This is a genomic window from Trueperaceae bacterium, assembly GCA_036381595.1.
In the GTDB taxonomy this organism is placed as follows: domain Bacteria; phylum Deinococcota; class Deinococci; order Deinococcales; family Trueperaceae; genus DASVCN01.
Map to the genome: position 1 here is coordinate 66,382 of DASVCN010000002.1, position 15,818 is coordinate 82,199.

Consider the following 15,818-nt stretch of genomic DNA (forward strand, 5'->3'; position numbering starts at 1 on the left):
GTGTAATGCGGCATGATCGACGCCCGCGACGAAGAGCTCCCGGGTAGCCTGACCAGCGAGTTCAGGAGGGCGAAGCGACTGGAGTGGCTGACGATCGCCTACCTGTGCGCGGACATCGTCCTCGTGTACCTGGTGTTGGGCGGATCGCAGGCGGTCCGCGCCGCCTGGATCGAGAGCTTCCTCGAGCTGATCCCACCGGTCGTATTCCTCGTCTCCGTCCGCTACATGAACCGGCCTCCCAGCCGGAAGTTCCCGTACGGACTGCACCGCGTCACCTCCGTGGCCCACCTGTGCGCGGGCATCGCGCTGCTTTTCGTCGGCGGCTTCCTCCTCTACATCTCGGCGAACAGCCTGCTGCACCCGCAACCGGTGAGCATCGGCACTCTCGAGCTCTTCGGTCTCGATATCTGGCGAGGCTGGCTGATGATCGCCATCATGTTCGACAGCATCGTGGCCATCCTTCTCGGACGCGCCAAGCGCCGACCCGCGAGAGCACTGCACGACAAGGTCCTCGACGCAGACGCAGACATGAACCGCGCGGACTGGCTGACCGCCGTGGCAGCGATAGTCGGCGTGCTGGGCATCCGTTTCGGCCTCTGGTGGGTGGATCCTGTCGCTGCCGGCTTCATCTCGCTGAATATCCTGATGGACGGATACCGGAACTCGCGAATCGCGGTTTTCGACCTCATGGACATGGAGCCCACACTGGTCGGGGGCGAGACGGAGGACCCCCTGGTAGTGAAGGTGAAGGACACGCTCCAGGGTCTGCCGTGGGTCGCGGAGGTCGATCTGAGATCGCGAGAGGAGGGCCGGATCTACTTCTTCGAGGCGCAGGTCGTTCCGGTGGACGAACGAGATCTGCTCGACAGGCTCGCCGATGCGCGCGACAGAGTGATGGCTCTCGACTGGAGGGTGTTCAGCATCGGCATGACGCCGGTGCGTGCGCTGGACGAAGAACGCAAGAAGGTCGCCTAGACGGCGGACGGCCCCAGGCCCACCAGCGACGGCTCGAGCTGGAACGCGCGATCCCGCGATGCCTGCCAGCGCGCCTCGAGAGCCCGAGTGACGGCGTTTCTGTTGCCATCGACGTCACGGAGGGGGATGCGGAAGTACCGCCGCATGTACCCTTCAGAGAATTCGCCGCCACCGTGCGCCTCCAGGAGGTACTTCTCTGGGTCGGTGAGCTCCAACTCGAGGTACCACTCGCTCCGATCCGGAAAGCGCCCGCCGTCCACCGCTACCTCGATCAGTTCGAATCCCTCTACACCACGCCAGGCGATAGGACGGCAACGCCAGTCACGGTAGAAGATCGCCCGCTCGTCGAGCACCAGCAACGGCCTGTCGTCGAGGGCGCGCCTTCCCTCGATGACGAAGAAGGCCAGGAGGCCGGGGAAGACGAGCAGCGCCATCGGAAGAGCGACGACCAACCGTTCCATCCACGACTCCTCGACCAGCCTCTCCAACCCGGCGGGCTCGATCAGCGACCACGCGATGAACCCGACGTCGGCGATGAGAAGCGCCCCCAACAGGAGGGAAGCCAGCCTCGGCCGCCAACGGTTGCGGTAGAAGAGGCTGCGAGGGCCTGGAGTCATGAGTCGGCCCCACGCGAGGAGCAAGCAGCCGAGTCTCCGCTCCCCGCTCGTGCCAATCGAACCGACGACAGGTACATAGTTCATATGACACCGGCGCTCCCCTCCGCGTCGGAGGAAAATTCCACGTCGGCTCCTCATATGGAGTGTCGGAAGGCCAGGAAATCGCGATCGGGCCCCTGTACCATCCGTCTGGGGGGTGCGAGTTGGGCAGGAGCGCGCTCGTGATCGTCAATCCTGCGGCGGGCAAGAGGGCGGCCGGTGAGAACCTGGCGACGCTCGAAGAGCGGCTAAGCGAAGCCGGGTACCGGTTCGAGATCCGGGAGACCACCGGTGAGGGCGACGCACTCGAGTGGGCCCGGCAGGCATCGGACGTCGACCTGGTCGTAGCCTTGGGTGGCGACGGCACGATCATGGAAGTCATGAGCGGGCTCATCGATGGCAAGCGGGGCATACCGCTAGCCCAGATCCCGGCCGGGACGGCCAATCTGCTCGCCCGGGCACTGGGCATACCCACGGATCTGGATGGCGCCATCGACGTCGCCTTGAGCGGCGTCGTCATCGAGCACGACGTCGGCCGGGAGGAAGGCAGCGGACGCTACTTCGCCATGGTCGCCGGAGCCGGCTTCGACGCCCAGTTGATGGAAGACACGCCGCGGGCGCTCAAGAACCGGATGGGCTTCTCTGCCTACCTGATCGCCGGACTCCGGAACCTGTTCCGCCTCAAACGGTCGTACATCCTCCTCCAGGTCGACGGAGACCATCACCACTTCCGGGCCCACACCGTGATGGCCCTGAACATCGCGATGATCGAAGGGCTCAAGCTGCCCGGTGCGGTCGAGATCGACCCTCACGACGGCAAGCTCGACATCGCCATCGTTACGCCCGCATCCCTGTTCGGCATCCTGGAGGTCGCCCTGCGGCTCGTAAGCGGTCGACTCTCCGGCTACGAACGCCTGCGCTTCATGCAGGCACGGCAGCTGCGGATCGAAGCCAATCCGCCCCTCGACGTCGAGTTGGACGGTGAACCCCTGGGAACCACGCCGCTTACCCTGACCGCCGTCCGGAACGGGGCCCGTTTCGTGGTACCCAGGTCGTACGCGCAGAAGCGGGCCCTTGACACCTATCCTATCGGGAATCGACAGGAGTCGAAGACTAGCGGAAGGTCTCCGGCCAGGACGGGTCCGGACTAGACTGTCTTGGAAGGAGGAGGTTGCTGCAGCCGGACCAGGCAGGCGACGAGCGTTCCCGAGGCGCCGGGCGACTGCGGCTCCTCCGCCCGCTCGCCGTCGTCGTTTGGGTGCTCCTGTTGCTATCCTTCTGGCTGCTCCTCAGCCACCAGAGCGGGGAGCCACTGCGGTTGCTGCGGGAGGTGGCACGAAGCTTCGCCCTCTCTCGCTGGGCGCCGGCGATGCTGTTGGCGCTCTACGCCGCGAGGCCGCTCCTGCTTCTGCCCATCACCGTCCTCAACCTCGCCTGCGGTTTCGCTCTTGGCGCATCGGCCGGTATCCCGCTGGCCCTGCTGGGTACGCTGGTTTCCGCCTCGACCGGGTACGCCATCGGCATGTCGCTGGGTACGGAGGAGCTGGCGACGAGATCGCAGGTGCGCTGGCGCTTCGTGAGGCTGTTGCGGAGCCGCAGTTTCGAGGCGGTTGCGGCAGGCGGACTGATGTACCTCCACGCCGACCTGGTGAACCTGCCCGCCGGCATTCTGCGACTACACTTCCCCACCTTCCTGCTGGGCATAGCGGTCGGCAACTCTCTCACCCTGACGATGGCCGTGCTGGCTGGCGCAGCGATAGAAGTGGGCGGTCTCGGCGCGGACGTATCGGTGGACCTCGCGTACATCGTCGGTGCGGCCGCTCTCTTCCTGGCGAGCCTGCTCCTCGCGCGCTCCCTGCGGGCTCGCATCGGCCCGGCGGATGGCGACGTGCGGAGCGAAGGCAACGCGGAATGAAACTGGCGCCAGTTTCGCCGGGCCACACCTTCCCTAACCTTTGGGCATGGACCTCCAACTGGCGGGGAAGCTTGCGGTCGTAACCGGCGCCGATTCCGGTATCGGCTTGGCGACCGCCCGTGTGCTAGCCGTCGAGGGGGCTCGGGTGCTCATAACCGATCTCGAGGAGGCGTCACTTGAAGCCGCTGCAGCCGACATCGAGCAGGCGGTGCCGGCCGGTCGCTTGCACGCTAGAGCTGCCGACCTGACCAGGCCCGCCGACGTCGAGCTGCTGCTAGAGGCGGCAGACGAGCTGGGCGGAGCTGCGATACTGGCCCACCTGGCCGGCGCTCGGGGAGCTGCGGGCGATTTCCTGGGGATAGATGACGACGGCTGGCGCCGCACTCTCGACATCGATCTGATGGGAGCGGTCAGGGTGTGCAGGACTTTCATCCCCGGGATGCTCGAGCGCGGTTACGGCCGGATCGTTCTCACCGCTTCGGAGAACGCCGTGCAACCGTACGGCGAGGAACCTCCTTACGACGCCGCGAAGGCGGCGGTAGTCAATCTGACCAAGTCGTTGTCGAAGGCGTACGGGAGGCGTGGAGTGCACGTCAACGTCGTTTCTCCGGCGTTCATCGAGACGCCGATGACCGACGAGATGATGGCCAAGCGGGCGCTCGAGAGCGGGGTGAGCGTCGATGACGCCGTGCGGAGCTTCCTCGCGAGCGAGCGTCGCGGAATTACCCAGAATCGCCGCGGTCGCCCGGAGGAGGTGGCCGATGTAATCGCCTTCCTCTGTTCCGACCGCGCAAGCTTCGTGGACGGCGCCAACTGGCGAGTCGACAGCGGCTCAGTAGCGACCGCCTTCGGATGACGGGCCGGGAGCTAGTGTAAGAAGCCTGTAAGCGGGCCTCGACCAGAATGAGCCGTACGGAGCGAGGACTTTCGCTCGCAACCGGATCAGACATGGACCAGGCTGTCACCCACTCTCACCTCACCGGGCACCCGGGTGCCCCCGAACGCGTAACGCACCCTCGGGGACTGCTGGGCATCGGCGAGTCGGAATACCGAGCGGGTCGACCGAAGCGGGCGTTGGGGCCCCTGGTGGAAGCCACTCGGAGATTCGAAGCGGCGGGAGACCTCGCAGGTCAACTGGAGGCGCTGCTTCTGGCCGGCCGCGCCGCCCGTGACCTGGGCCAACTCGAAGATGCGACGAGTTACGTGGAGCGTGCGCTAGCCCTCAGCCGCGAGATATGCGACAGCAGCGCCGAGATCGAGGCGCTGAACCTGAGCGCGGGTCTGCTCAGCAGCAAAGGTGATGAGCCAGGCGCCCTGTCGCGGCTCGAGTTCGCCTTGGGGAAGGCTCGCGAGCTGGGCCTCAACGAACGGCAGGCGGAGCTGCTCAGCAACATGGGGCAGCTTGCGATGAGGGTCGGCGATCCCCAGCAGGCCATCGAGTGCCTCCGTGAGGCCCTCGCTACCGTCGAAGGCGCAGGCCGTGAGTCCCGCACCCAAGCGGCGACACTGACGAACCTGGGGCACCTCCACCGCGACCTCGGTGAGTTGGCGACGGCCAAGGAGTACTACACGAGGGCACGCGAAGTGGGCCGGGCCATCGCTGACCAGATGGTCGAGGTCGTAGCGCTCAACAGCCTCGCGAACGTCCTGGGCCTGGAGAGCGAGTGGGCGCTCGCTCGGCAGCTCTTCCACGAGGCGTTGGCCATGGCCCGGGGCCTCGGCTTCCGGCAGTACGAGATCGACAACCTGGACGGGCTGGGTGACGCCCACTCCGCACTTGGCGAGGCGGATCGAGCGGTGAAAACCCATCTGGAGGCGTTCAAGCTCGCTCGCAACATGGGCGACTCCGCCGGTCAGCTGGATGCTCTCCTCAAGATCGGCCGGAACCTGGTTCTTTTGCGGCGCGCGAGCGAGGCGCTCACGTTCCTGACTGCGGCGTTGGAGGCGGCAACACGCGGTCAGCGGACCGTGCAGCTAGCCGCGGTGCACGAGGCGTTGAGCCAGGCTCACGAGGAGCTGGGCGACCTCACGAAAGCACTTCATCACCAGCGAGAGCTACGGGCGGCAGAGAAGTCGCTGTTCGATCAGAAGTGCCAGAGGCTCATTGCCCAGAAGGGCGCCTTCTGCGCGCTGGTGCGGGCCGGCCATGGGGCCAGGGACGGCGACGCTTCGTAGCACCCCCGGCTACGAACGATCGACGGCGGCGGCCAACTCGGCGTAGTAGTGAAGCTTCGCTGCGAAGGTCATCCGCGCCTTGCCGCTGGGAGAGGGCAGCACGAAGTCGGCGACGCCCTCGAATATCCCCTCCGCCTGCGGTCCCCACGCTGCGTCCTTCTCGCCTGAAGCGGCCAGGTACACACCCTTGCCGGTGAAGGCCAGCACCCGTGGAGGGCATCTCCGCACCAGTTCCGTGAGCCGTCTGCCTGCCGGCCCTGAGCCTCTTGGGACGACGCTAAGGAGCCCGAGGCCGAAATCGGGGAGGCGTTCATCTTCCTTCGGCTCGAGCCGCCTGGGGGTGAGGCCCGACTGAGCCAGCAGCCGCCAGAACTGGTTGTTGCGACGGGCATGATGGTGCCGGAGCCGGATATCGGCAGGTCCCGGTTCGAAGGCGACGAAGACGATCTTCAGGTCTGGCGCCAACACGCCCCGCTCGACAGGCGTGTCGTCATCGCCGGCGGCGGAAAGCATCTATGGGCAGACTACAAGCAGGGTTCGGATCAGGCGTTCGACAGGTCGGCATGGGTAGATGGCAGGCCCCGCCGTGCGGCGGGGTCGCTGCCGTTGCCTGACTTCGGCCGGTCGGTGTTCCACTCCAACTGTAGGTATAAACGCCACTTCCCGCAGGGCGTGAGGCTCCATCGACCGGCCCGAGCCTCTGGAGAATTTCTACGTCAACACCCGGCACCGGCTCTGTGTCGCCCGGTACAGAAGTTCCGTCTCGATGTCGTGCGGTGCGGTTAGGCCGCTGGCGGCCAGGATCATCCTCGCCCTAACGCTTGCCAGCAGTTTCTCCTGCTCGGTCTCAATTCCGAGATCATCAGCATAGGTGGACATGTCCTAGTGTGCCAAACGAGCATTTCAACTTGAAGGGGAGTCCTTGAAAAGCTCTACTGAGTAAACTCGTCTGGACGTCCATCGGAGAAGAGATGCCCGAACTCCTTGGTTGCACCGTAACCGAAGGTCTGCTCGCCGCTTGGAAAGCGCACTTGGTACCGGAGCGGCAGCCTTTCTTCGCCAGCAAGGCGGATTCGAGCCGGTTGCCGCCGGACTGTCGGCGTCCGTTAGAACGACTGAGGAGCCTCCCCCTCAGCCAGAAGGACACTTTCGGAGTACATGAGGTTTCGAGGTCCTTGCCTGTCGCCTTCCTGCTTGACGAAACGACGTTCTCGCAGCTGAAAGGCGGGCAGGCGCAGGAGTTACTGGCCTCGAACCGAGCCGGCGGACGCGGAGCAATCTTCGTTTGGGAAGATTGGATCGGGGAGTTGGAGGACTTCGAGGTCGCCATACTTCGCGAAGCGTTTCCCGAGGACCTCTTCCTACTGTGGCCACGTGCTTTCGAGCGACTGACGGCACGCAGTCAGAAGAAATTCCTGTACCGCTTCGCAGCGCAAGATCAGGCGGTCTGCAAGAGACGCTCGATCAGTGGGGGTCAGTGGACCAAGATCGATAAAACGCTGCCGGGGGTGCGAGCTATGGCTGGAACGTTCCTGCCGGACAGCGGCGGGAACTGCTTCGCTACCGCTATGACAGCATTCGAACCGGAGCTCGTTGCAGAGCTGTGGGTTCAAAGGGACGCCTTCGAGACCTGGTTGGAGGAACGGCGGCCGGTCGCGGGCGCTCAGATCGAGTTGGGAACGTTGCTCGTGTGGAGGAGCGATGCCACAGTCGCCGGCGGGAATCGCGCGAATCCCCAACCTCTGCCAAGGTGAAGAAGTGAACCTGCGAGGCGAAGCTTCCCGCTAGCAGCGAATCGAAATCCTGTCGCCAGAGAGCGGACTTATCCAAGTCCAGCTCCAGTACCAGCATTCGAGGATCACCGGCTGCGGCGCTCATACCTTCGGCACTTCCCGACGAGACTTATCGCCATCCTCCCCAAGGGAATCCCGGATCTCCGCCAGCGTACCCCTCAACAACTCTAGCGCTGGCGGCAGGACGTCCGCGATCTCCTCCGGTTGCCTGACCCCGTAGAACGCCTCCAGCTTCGCGGCGACCTCCGGTGGCAGGTCAGCGCTCGCCCCCTTAAGGTGGAAGTCGACCTTAGTAGGTGTGTGCATCAGGCGCAACGCTTCCACCAGTGGGTTCAGCACATGTTCGTGATAGGCCCCCAGAGCCTCCAGGAACTTCCCGCGCGCCACCTCCTTGCGAACCCAGGTCGGATAGACGGCCAGCCGGCTCTCGAGCCTCCCCAGCCGCGCCAGGGATTCCGCCCTTAGCTCTTCTTCGTCGAGATCCCTGTAGCGTACTACCGACCCTTTGTCGAACAGCACCAGCGTTCGCTCTTCCGTGAACGTGTACTGACGCGAGTGGGACTGAACGCAGGTGTCGACGATCAGGAACTCAGGTACTCCGCCTGGTCGGTAGAAGGCCTGGCGGACCAATGGATGCGGGTGATCGACCTCGATGCACAGTTCAAGGGGAGCTGACTCCTCGAGATACGTTCGCACCGCTTCCAGCGCTCGATCCTCACGACCATCAGCGACGTCCACCCACAGGTCGATATCGCTGTACTCATCCACGCGTTCGTGGGGGTCGGCGCCCTCGAGCCAAGCGGCATGCACGAACTCGAGGGGTCTCAAGCAATCTGCCAGGCCGGCGATGAGATCTTCCCTGGCACTATTCGCAGTAACACTCACACGTCGACAGTAGCGATTTCCGCGCTCCTGGTCCAGCCGACTCCGGTCGCCGCCATCAGTGGACTAGCCCGGCAGGCTCTTCGTCCGCAACGACCACCCACCCGCGGCGGTGGCGACTGGCGCTTCGGGACGCCTGCGGCACGAGCTACTTCCTCAGCGGCTTGGGAGCTCAGCTTTGTGCCGAAATCTGCTTCCAGCGCCCTTCTGAGACGACCTCGACTCTCGAGCCGTCAACGGAGATCGCTGTTGCGTCGTCGATGGCGTAACTCGGGTTCGGCAGTTGGCTTGCCCACTTCTCGGCTGCAGCCAGTGTGTTCGAGGGCAGATCCGGATTGTCCAGGTGCGGGAAGATCGAGAAGTCAACGAGGCCGAGAGCGGTATCGTCGCCAGATTCGGATTTCCAGCCTACGAACTCGTTTCCTATACGCGGCGTCATCACCATGCTGCCTGCGCTTAGTCCCAGCCACACCGTTTCGGACAGGGCCGGCAGATGAGCGACGAGCCCTGAGCGTTGCATCCAATGGCACAGGTAGAGCGCGTCGCCACCTGACGCCAGCAGGGCGTCGGCCTCCAGCACCTTCGGCAGCCATAGAGTCTCATCGATGCTGGGAAGGGCGGTCAACTCGAGCACGCCGAGAGACTTCCAGCCCAGCGCACAAATGGAGTCCTGGCTCTTGCCGGCGATGAACTCCCAAACCCGCTCGCCCGGCCCGACCCAGGGGTGGCCGTACATGGCCGTTGGGATGCAGAGGGCGTTGCACTCGGGAATCGCCTTGCCGAGCAGTCCTGTCAAGGCATTACGGATGCTCGAATTGGTGACACCACCTGAGGTGAGTAGGTACTTCATCGTGGCTCCTAGTGGGTGCGGGTCGACGTGCGAGGAAGTATCGCATGGCCAGCCCGCGCCCTGGGCGACCGCGGTAAGCGAACCCATCACCCTCGGCCGTGCCTGACACTCCTCTACGCCGCTCTTAAGACGAAAAATGCAGCCGTATCATCGCGCCTCGGATTGAAGCCCATCTTCCGAATTGCTTAAGTGCTCCTCACGTGCGGCGGTTACGACGTTCCCAACTATGAAAACCAGGAACATGCGAGACTAGGCTGAAACAGAGGGCAACCAAAATAAAAGGCAATGCCAGATGTGAATCGCCCCGTGTTTTCCGGAGGCTTGAAGGCTTGAGTCAGGCTGCTACCTGGCTCTGCTGCTGATAGTACATTTGCTCGAACTCGGCGGGTGGAATGTTGCCGATCGGCCGTTCTCCCGGAACAAGCGCACCGCCTCGACCTTGAACTCGAGATGATAGGGCGAGTTGTTACTGGCTCTCTTCTTCGGACACTATTCCTTCCTGAGCACTGTAGCTCAAGCAGTCATGTGTCCACCGAACCGGGGGAAGACCAGAGCGGCGCCTCCCCGGGACCAACTAGAAGGAACACAAGCGACAGGACGGCACACAAACGAAGGACTTAACAACTATCGATGACTCGCCCTGGGCCTCTAATGAAGTCGCATTGTCGCGCCCTTAGTGAGCAATTTTGCCTCCCGCATTCAAGAGGGGTTGCGAGCGAGGCTCAAAGGTGATCGCTGACTCTGCCGGGAGCGACGATGAACGACACCGTGTAGGTATCTCCATCCTCGTGAGTCTGGTCTTCCGAGTTGGGAATGGTGGATTTGAGAGCCTCTACAATCCTGCCAACGTCTGCAGGGCGTAGCTTCACCTCATGCACACCGATTTCCGGGCGCCTAATGCCGGCTCCCGCATCTCCAAGTTCGTGCCTCTCTGCCGCTGCCAGGACCACTTTGTTGAGGACGCCGAGTACATTGCGCACGAAAGGAATACAAGACTCTGGTTCGCACGCTTCTTCCCCATCTACCAATCGAGATCTGTAAGTGCGAACGCGGCCTTTCCGAGAAACCTGCTCCAGTAATCCGTCCTCGAGTAACCGCTTGGTCCAGTAGTGAACGCTGTTGGCTGGCATCTCCAGCACCCTGGCCACTTCACTAGGGCTTGCCGGCTCGGCGTACCCCTCCAGAACGAGGCGAGCCTTGAGGGATCCCAGTAGTTCTGATGGCTGGTCCATGACACATTCTCTACCCACCCAGTTTCAGATTCCACCTGCCGAACTGAAACAAGCATCTCGACATGCCATGGGCAATTCCTCACTATTCGCGCCCGGATCGAGGAGTTCTGCGGGCGGAACTCCTAGTCGAGTGCTCGACGCATTGCGGCCAAGGCCACGAGAATCATTACTATGTCGAACGACAGCAGGGCGCTGGCCATGGTGGTCATCACCCACCAGTCGAACCCCTCCAGGATAAGTTGACGGGCCGCGCTGATCGCGTAGGTCATCGGGTTGAATGTCGTGAGAAGTTGCAGCCACCGTGGCATTGCTTCGACCGGCGCCAGGGCGTTAGATGCGAACAACAGCGGCAAGCTCACGAACCCGATCACCGAGAACCACTGACCGTGATGCTTGAAAGTGAAGGCGAGCGCCATCGACAGGGCCGTGACCCCTATCCCCAACAGGATGCCAGTAGCCAGCACCAGCACGAGGCCAGCTACGCCAGACGCAATCCTCACGCCGAGGAGCGACGCCACGAGGAGAATCACCAGCGCTTGGAAAGTGGTGAGCCCGAGTACGTAGAAGAAGCGGCTCCACAGCACTGCACCGGGCGGGATCGGGGCAGCCAGCAAACGATGCAGCATCCCGGTCTCGCGATCGAAGAGTATCTGGGCACCGCCGTTCAAGGCGGCATTGAACACCGTCATGATGACTACGCCGGCGGTCATGAAGGCAATGTAGCTCGTGCCTGTCACCACCCCACTGTTCGCGAAGAGGTTGCCGAAGAGAACCAGCCAGAGGGCCGGCTGAGCCAGCGCCACCACTATCTCCAACGGCGTTCGCTTGAGCTGCCACCACCAGCGTTTGCTCAACGCGAACGAGGCCTGCAAGAAAGGTGTGCCACGTGATTCCAACCCGGCTTCAGCGACAGGGCGACTACGCCTAGTTGACTGCTCAAGCGCTGACATCCTCTGCCTCCTCGGTCAGGAACACGAACACGTCATCGAGCGACGGCTGCTCGTAACTCACCGCGACGATGTCCTCCTCGAACTCCGACTGCAGCAGCGAGAACGTTTTCCACAGGACTTCCGGTGGGCCGGAAAAGACCAATCTCTCGCCCTCGCGCGTGGGCGCGACCGGAAGCGCCCTGCCGGTGAGCTCAATCTGTCTTTCGAGGGTCACGACCAGTTGATGCGACGAAGAAACGTGCCTGGCGCGAAGCTCCTCGGGTGAACCAAGCGCCGCAAGTCGGCCGCGATGAAGGATCGCGATCCGATCGCAAAGCCTGTTAGCTTCCTCCAGATAGTGAGTCGTCAGCAGGACCGTCGTACCGGCCGACTTCAGGTCCCGGATCAGGTCCCAGAGCTGCCTTCGCGTCTGAATGTCCAAGCCCAGGGTAGGCTCGTCCAGTAGCAGCAACTGCGGCTGGTGCAGCGTGCCGATGGCCAGATCCAATCGGCGCTTCATCCCACCCGAATAGGTACGAACCAAACGATCGGCTGACTCGGTCAGGCCCGCCCAAGACAGGGCGGAGTCAATCCGGTCCTTCCTCTCGGATGGCAGCAACGGATACAACTCCGCGTAGAGCTGAATGTTCTCCCAGCCCGTAAGGAACGGATCCAGCGTCGCCCGCTGCATCACCACCCCTGCGTTGGCGCGAACGAGCAAGGGATCAGCCGCTGGATCGACGCCAAGAACCCTAACCAGACCGCTACTCGGGGCGGTCAAGCCCAACAGCATCTGAATGACAGTCGTCTTACCCGCGCCGTTCGGCCCTAGAAGGCCGAAAACCTCGCCCTGCCCTATCTCGAGATCCAGCTCGTCAACAGCCACCACCGAGCCGAACCTCTTGCTCACTCCTCGGGCAAGGACTGCCGGCCGCCCGCTCACACCGCACGCTTCGGGTCGGAGGGGTCGCGCATAGGTGCGGTCATACGGCTACCATACCTGCCACTAGCAGCCGTTCCCCACCACGTCGTCCAATCCACCGCCTTACTCTGCACGCTCGAAGTCAGGGAGCGACTGAGCTACCAGTCGTCCTTGCGGACTCTCGGGTCCATCAGAATCGCGTAGATGTAGGAGGGTCCCTGCAGATGCTGCACCGCCGCAGTGTTTTCGAGCGGCACAAGCTCAAGAGCCCGTTCAAACTGCGACCGGGCCAATTGCCTGTTCGTCCTGTCTGGCAAGAGCGCGTTGCCACGAACTTCGTAGGTGAACTTACCTCCTCGGAGCTGCCGAAAAGGCTCGCCGGCACTGCGCTCGATCCGTTCCCACACCTGTTCGATCCCAACCCCCTGCCTCGACGACACCACCAGCTCCTCTCTCACCTCGAGAACCTCCGCTTGATCCAAACCCCACTCGGCCGTTCCCGGAAGGTGCGCCAACCTCGGCTTCGCTTCCTCCTCCAACGCCGCCCAGGCGGGCCGCACACCCACGCCACTGGCGCGTAGGAGCGCCGCCGTCAACTGCTCCGTTACCGGCTCCAACGCGCGGAAGATCATCGCCTCCCCCAGCTCCCGCTCCCGGCTGTTCTGAGGGGCCGTCTCCACCAAGTCCATAGCCGCCCGGTCCAACGGCCAGAGCACGACATGAACGAGCTCATGTAACAAGACCTGCTCCTCATCCCGGAACGGCCGCCTGCTCATCAAGACCAGAGCCGACTTCTCGACCTCATCAACCTTGACATCACCACTCTGCCACTCCCGCGAGAAGTCCACCAGTTCGACCCGGATCGCCCACTCACTCAGGCCAAGCACCGGCTTCCACTTCTCCACCAGATGCTCGAGAGCATCCCTACCCATACTCTCGTGACGATTGTTCATACGTTGACCATACTCGACCGCCGGCTCGCAAACGACCGGCCCCCGCCTACCTGGAAAAGCTCAAGACCTCAATTGTCGCGCCCGACACCATCAATCTCGTCAGCCAACCTGAGAGGCGCCGACCTGAATTACAATCGCTCATCCATGCATCGCGACTTGGTGAACCAAGTACTACAGAATCCTTTCGTTGCCGAGGTAGTTGACGCGATTCCAGAACTCACACTGGCAAACTGTTTCGTCGCAGCCGGGTGCATCGCGCAGACCGTATGGAACCTGTCGCACGGCCGGGACCCAGCAGCCGACATCAAAGACATCGATCTCGTCTACTTCGACCCCGATCTCTCCGAATCGAAAGAACAGGCTGATCGACAGTGCGTCACACGACACTTCCCGGGCGTGCCAATGAAGCTGGACGTCAAGAACGAAGCTCGGGTCCACCTCTGGTACGAGCAAGCGTTTGGCTACTCGATTGCCCCTTACGCCTCGGCAGAACAGGCGATTTCGACCTTCCCGACCACCGCTACTGCCGTCGCAATCCGGAAGAGCGGGGACGAGTACGAGGTCTTTGCACCATTCGGCATCGACGATCTCACGAACCTTGTTGTTAGAGCAAACAAGCGACAGATCACGCGCAAGATTTACGAGAACAAGATCAGCAGGTGGCGTGAAATCTGGCCGCGACTGAAAATCCTGGACTGGGACGAGGCATAGCCATGACACGCCCTCGGGAGGCCATTTCACGCGGAGTCAAGAAGGTGGCGAGGCTGGAGCACCCTTCTGATGCCAGCCTTGCCCCCTACCCCACGTGCAGGTCATCATTGTCAGCCACGGTGTGCTAAGACGGCTGTTCGAGTTCACCCTCTGCTTGCCGCCAGGTAAGGGCCAGAACCTCGTGCGCAGGGCACTTACCTTTGGCTTCATCGACTTGCGGATGCGTTATTCGTCCGGCTTCGCGCACCCCTGCCCTCCGGCGGAATTTCTCGGCCAAACCTCCACTGTCGCGCCCTATCCTCAGAAGGCCCGCGATTTAACATAGGTTTTAGTAACTATAAAGCGGGAGCGACGAGCACCGCGGGAGTGTATGGTACCTGCGGATGGCTCGTTATGTTGCGGCAGTGGACGATTCCGGGGGAATTGAACCGCTAGTTAGGTGGGACGGAACATATATCCCGGGGGATCACCCTCTCACGCTGCTTGCCGGCATTTTCGTCCACGAAGCTGAACTCCCGGAATTCAACTCAGCATGGAAGCAACTGCAGGCGGATATCCAAGTCGCCTTAGGGTGCCCGGATCCCCCACCAATCCACATGCGAATCATGTGGGGACGGAATCTCAAGAAGAATTATAGGAACCGTCCGAACCCCTACGTGGGAGCGGACTTCGAGCAAATCAAGGAGTGGGTCCGCCGGGCGTTCGAAATTATCCTGGCGGCCGCAGAGAAGCCGAAAAGAGTAGCAGTTGTCGGAGCAGGACGAATCAGAAGGCTCGAATCACAGCGGCTCGCGGAGTTCTTCCGTCACCCCGTCCACATGGCCGAGATGGAGTTCCTGAGACAAGCCAGCCGTGGTCGGCATAAGAAGATGTACGCCGGATTTCACAAGAGGCTGACGAGCCCACTTCTGCCAATGCTTTTCGAGGTGATAAGCACTCTTGAAATGCACATGCGAACCGTCAAGCAGGCCTCCCTCGAACTCCTAATTGACCCGTTTGGCGATTCACACGGAGTCGACGCCCAGAGAGTTGTAAGTGCGATGTCAGAGGTTATGGAGCTCGAGAGACTGTCCTCGATTCAACGTGTCGGGAATACAGATGAAGTCCCTTTGTGTCAGGCCGCCGACCTTATCGGTTTTTCGAACTTCCGCGGCCTGATGCACGATAAGGGCTTCATCAAGTACGACGAGCATCTTCTTCCCATCTGGAACGATTTCGTCGGACGCCTTAGACCATTCACTGTTCTCGACGTCCACGACCTACTCAGGCGAAACTTTAGTAGCCTTCCCGCTAAGCAGCTTGCGGCCCATTACGCTCTCGCCCGCAACGCAATAGAGACGCGTCATCAAGAGTTCGTGGATCAACATCTGGTTACCGTTCAGGAGTTTCTCAACCGTGCAATGGCAGCCGCTTCAGACGACGTCGGCGTCCCCATCCTCAAGGACTTCTCCGTCTGCCAACACCTCTTGTCGGAGACTACATAATGACGAAGCCCGCGGATAAACCGCGGGCCCGATGACGCACAGTATCTCCTGTACAGGAGACTGTCAAGCAGGCCCGACACTGATTGTCCAAGCAGGCCTGACACTGTTCGTCGTCTTGCTCGTTGACCAACCCCTGCAATACCTATCTAACTCGCAATTCCAATGAAGAGCGGCCTATCGAGAACAGATACCCAGTCTCGCTCACGAGCAAGAGACAGCGCCTCCTAACCTCCGTTTTCGCGCCCTAGATTGGATCTAGGCAGGCATCGACACCTATCGAATTGAAACGGCGATGACTCTAGCAGCAAGTACGCCGATTGACGAGTGTGAACTACACCAAT

At 62.2% G+C, this 15,818-nt stretch carries 17 protein-coding genes; 8 read left to right on the plus strand and 9 right to left on the minus strand.

The window, feature by feature from the left end; translation table 11 throughout:
- The first annotated feature begins 12 nt into the window (after positions 1-12).
- On the plus strand, positions 13-975 hold the full coding sequence (locus tag VF168_00420) for a cation diffusion facilitator family transporter (GenBank protein HEX7002639.1): 963 nt from the start codon (positions 13-15) through the stop codon (positions 973-975).
- Here the strand turns inward: VF168_00420 and VF168_00425 are convergent.
- A complete protein-coding gene (locus tag VF168_00425; protein HEX7002640.1) occupies positions 972-1,592 on the minus strand; it encodes a hypothetical protein in 621 nt (206 codons plus the stop codon). The two genes, VF168_00420 and VF168_00425, sit on opposite strands and share 4 nt — an antisense overlap.
- 221 nt (positions 1,593-1,813) lie before the next feature.
- On the opposite strand from VF168_00425, the gene VF168_00430 reads away from it, so the two are divergent.
- From VF168_00430 to VF168_00445, 4 genes are all read left to right on the plus strand, one after another.
- Complete coding sequence (locus tag VF168_00430) at positions 1,814-2,782, plus strand: diacylglycerol kinase family protein (protein HEX7002641.1); 969 nt, start codon at positions 1,814-1,816, stop codon at positions 2,780-2,782.
- Between the two features lie 20 nt (positions 2,783-2,802).
- Positions 2,803-3,546, plus strand: a complete 744-nt coding sequence (locus tag VF168_00435; GenBank protein ID HEX7002642.1) for a VTT domain-containing protein — start codon at positions 2,803-2,805, stop codon at positions 3,544-3,546.
- Between the two features lie 46 nt (positions 3,547-3,592).
- Positions 3,593-4,402: an SDR family oxidoreductase gene (locus VF168_00440; GenBank protein HEX7002643.1), complete on the plus strand. Its 810-nt coding sequence runs from the start codon at positions 3,593-3,595 to the stop codon at positions 4,400-4,402.
- Between the two features lie 92 nt (positions 4,403-4,494).
- The gene (locus tag VF168_00445) at positions 4,495-5,721 is read left to right on the plus strand and encodes a tetratricopeptide repeat protein (protein ID HEX7002644.1); all 1,227 of its coding nucleotides are present in this window, start codon (positions 4,495-4,497) and stop codon (positions 5,719-5,721) included.
- A gap of 9 nt (positions 5,722-5,730) precedes the next feature.
- Here VF168_00445 and VF168_00450 read toward each other — a convergent pair whose 3' ends face one another.
- A complete protein-coding gene (locus VF168_00450; protein HEX7002645.1) occupies positions 5,731-6,234 on the minus strand; it encodes a mismatch-specific DNA-glycosylase in 504 nt (167 codons plus the stop codon).
- Positions 6,235-6,432: 198 nt separating this feature from the next.
- A complete protein-coding gene (locus VF168_00455) occupies positions 6,433-6,600 on the minus strand; it encodes a hypothetical protein (GenBank protein ID HEX7002646.1) in 168 nt (55 codons plus the stop codon).
- Between the two features lie 296 nt (positions 6,601-6,896).
- Between VF168_00455 and VF168_00460 the strand changes: the two genes are divergently transcribed.
- Positions 6,897-7,475 (plus strand): hypothetical protein, encoded by a 579-nt coding sequence (locus VF168_00460; GenBank protein HEX7002647.1) that lies wholly within the window; start codon positions 6,897-6,899, stop codon positions 7,473-7,475.
- 120 nt (positions 7,476-7,595) lie between these two features.
- Here VF168_00460 and VF168_00465 read toward each other — a convergent pair whose 3' ends face one another.
- From VF168_00465 to VF168_00490, 6 genes are all read right to left on the minus strand, one after another.
- Positions 7,596-8,342: a hypothetical protein gene (locus VF168_00465; protein ID HEX7002648.1), complete on the minus strand. Its 747-nt coding sequence runs from the start codon at positions 8,340-8,342 to the stop codon at positions 7,596-7,598.
- Positions 8,343-8,568: 226 nt separating this feature from the next.
- Positions 8,569-9,246: a Type 1 glutamine amidotransferase-like domain-containing protein gene (locus tag VF168_00470; protein ID HEX7002649.1), complete on the minus strand. Its 678-nt coding sequence runs from the start codon at positions 9,244-9,246 to the stop codon at positions 8,569-8,571.
- Between the two features lie 722 nt (positions 9,247-9,968).
- A complete protein-coding gene (locus VF168_00475) occupies positions 9,969-10,226 on the minus strand; it encodes a hypothetical protein (GenBank protein ID HEX7002650.1) in 258 nt (85 codons plus the stop codon).
- Positions 10,227-10,600: 374 nt separating this feature from the next.
- Positions 10,601-11,332, minus strand: a complete 732-nt coding sequence (locus VF168_00480; protein HEX7002651.1) for an ABC transporter permease — start codon at positions 11,330-11,332, stop codon at positions 10,601-10,603.
- Between the two features lie 82 nt (positions 11,333-11,414).
- Positions 11,415-12,317, minus strand: a complete 903-nt coding sequence (locus VF168_00485; protein HEX7002652.1) for an ATP-binding cassette domain-containing protein — start codon at positions 12,315-12,317, stop codon at positions 11,415-11,417.
- A gap of 170 nt (positions 12,318-12,487) precedes the next feature.
- Positions 12,488-13,282 (minus strand): hypothetical protein, encoded by a 795-nt coding sequence (locus VF168_00490; GenBank protein ID HEX7002653.1) that lies wholly within the window; start codon positions 13,280-13,282, stop codon positions 12,488-12,490.
- Between the two features lie 144 nt (positions 13,283-13,426).
- On the opposite strand from VF168_00490, the gene VF168_00495 reads away from it, so the two are divergent.
- Together VF168_00495 and VF168_00500 are read left to right on the plus strand one after the other, a co-directional pair.
- Positions 13,427-13,993, plus strand: coding sequence for a nucleotidyltransferase family protein (locus VF168_00495; protein HEX7002654.1), 567 nt, complete (start codon positions 13,427-13,429; stop codon positions 13,991-13,993).
- Positions 13,994-14,397: 404 nt separating this feature from the next.
- Positions 14,398-15,477, plus strand: a complete 1,080-nt coding sequence (locus VF168_00500) for a hypothetical protein (protein HEX7002655.1) — start codon at positions 14,398-14,400, stop codon at positions 15,475-15,477.
- Positions 15,478-15,818 lie beyond the last annotated feature (341 nt).

Excerpts from the sequence above, each read along its gene's own strand:
- VF168_00420 (HEX7002639.1), top strand. The coding sequence starts at position 13 with ATGATCGACGCCCGCGACGAAGAGCTCCCGGGTAGCCTGACCAGCGAG.
- VF168_00425 (HEX7002640.1), bottom strand. The coding sequence starts at position 1,592 with ATGACTCCAGGCCCTCGCAGCCTCTTCTACCGCAACCGTTGGCGGCCG.
- VF168_00440 (HEX7002643.1), top strand. The coding sequence starts at position 3,593 with ATGGACCTCCAACTGGCGGGGAAGCTTGCGGTCGTAACCGGCGCCGAT.
- VF168_00445 (HEX7002644.1), top strand. The coding sequence starts at position 4,495 with ATGGACCAGGCTGTCACCCACTCTCACCTCACCGGGCACCCGGGTGCC.
- VF168_00450 (HEX7002645.1), bottom strand. The coding sequence starts at position 6,234 with ATGCTTTCCGCCGCCGGCGATGACGACACGCCTGTCGAGCGGGGCGTG.
- VF168_00455 (HEX7002646.1), bottom strand. The coding sequence starts at position 6,600 with ATGTCCACCTATGCTGATGATCTCGGAATTGAGACCGAGCAGGAGAAA.
- VF168_00470 (HEX7002649.1), bottom strand. The coding sequence starts at position 9,246 with ATGAAGTACCTACTCACCTCAGGTGGTGTCACCAATTCGAGCATCCGT.
- VF168_00490 (HEX7002653.1), bottom strand. The coding sequence starts at position 13,282 with ATGAACAATCGTCACGAGAGTATGGGTAGGGATGCTCTCGAGCATCTG.
- VF168_00495 (HEX7002654.1), top strand. The coding sequence starts at position 13,427 with ATGCATCGCGACTTGGTGAACCAAGTACTACAGAATCCTTTCGTTGCC.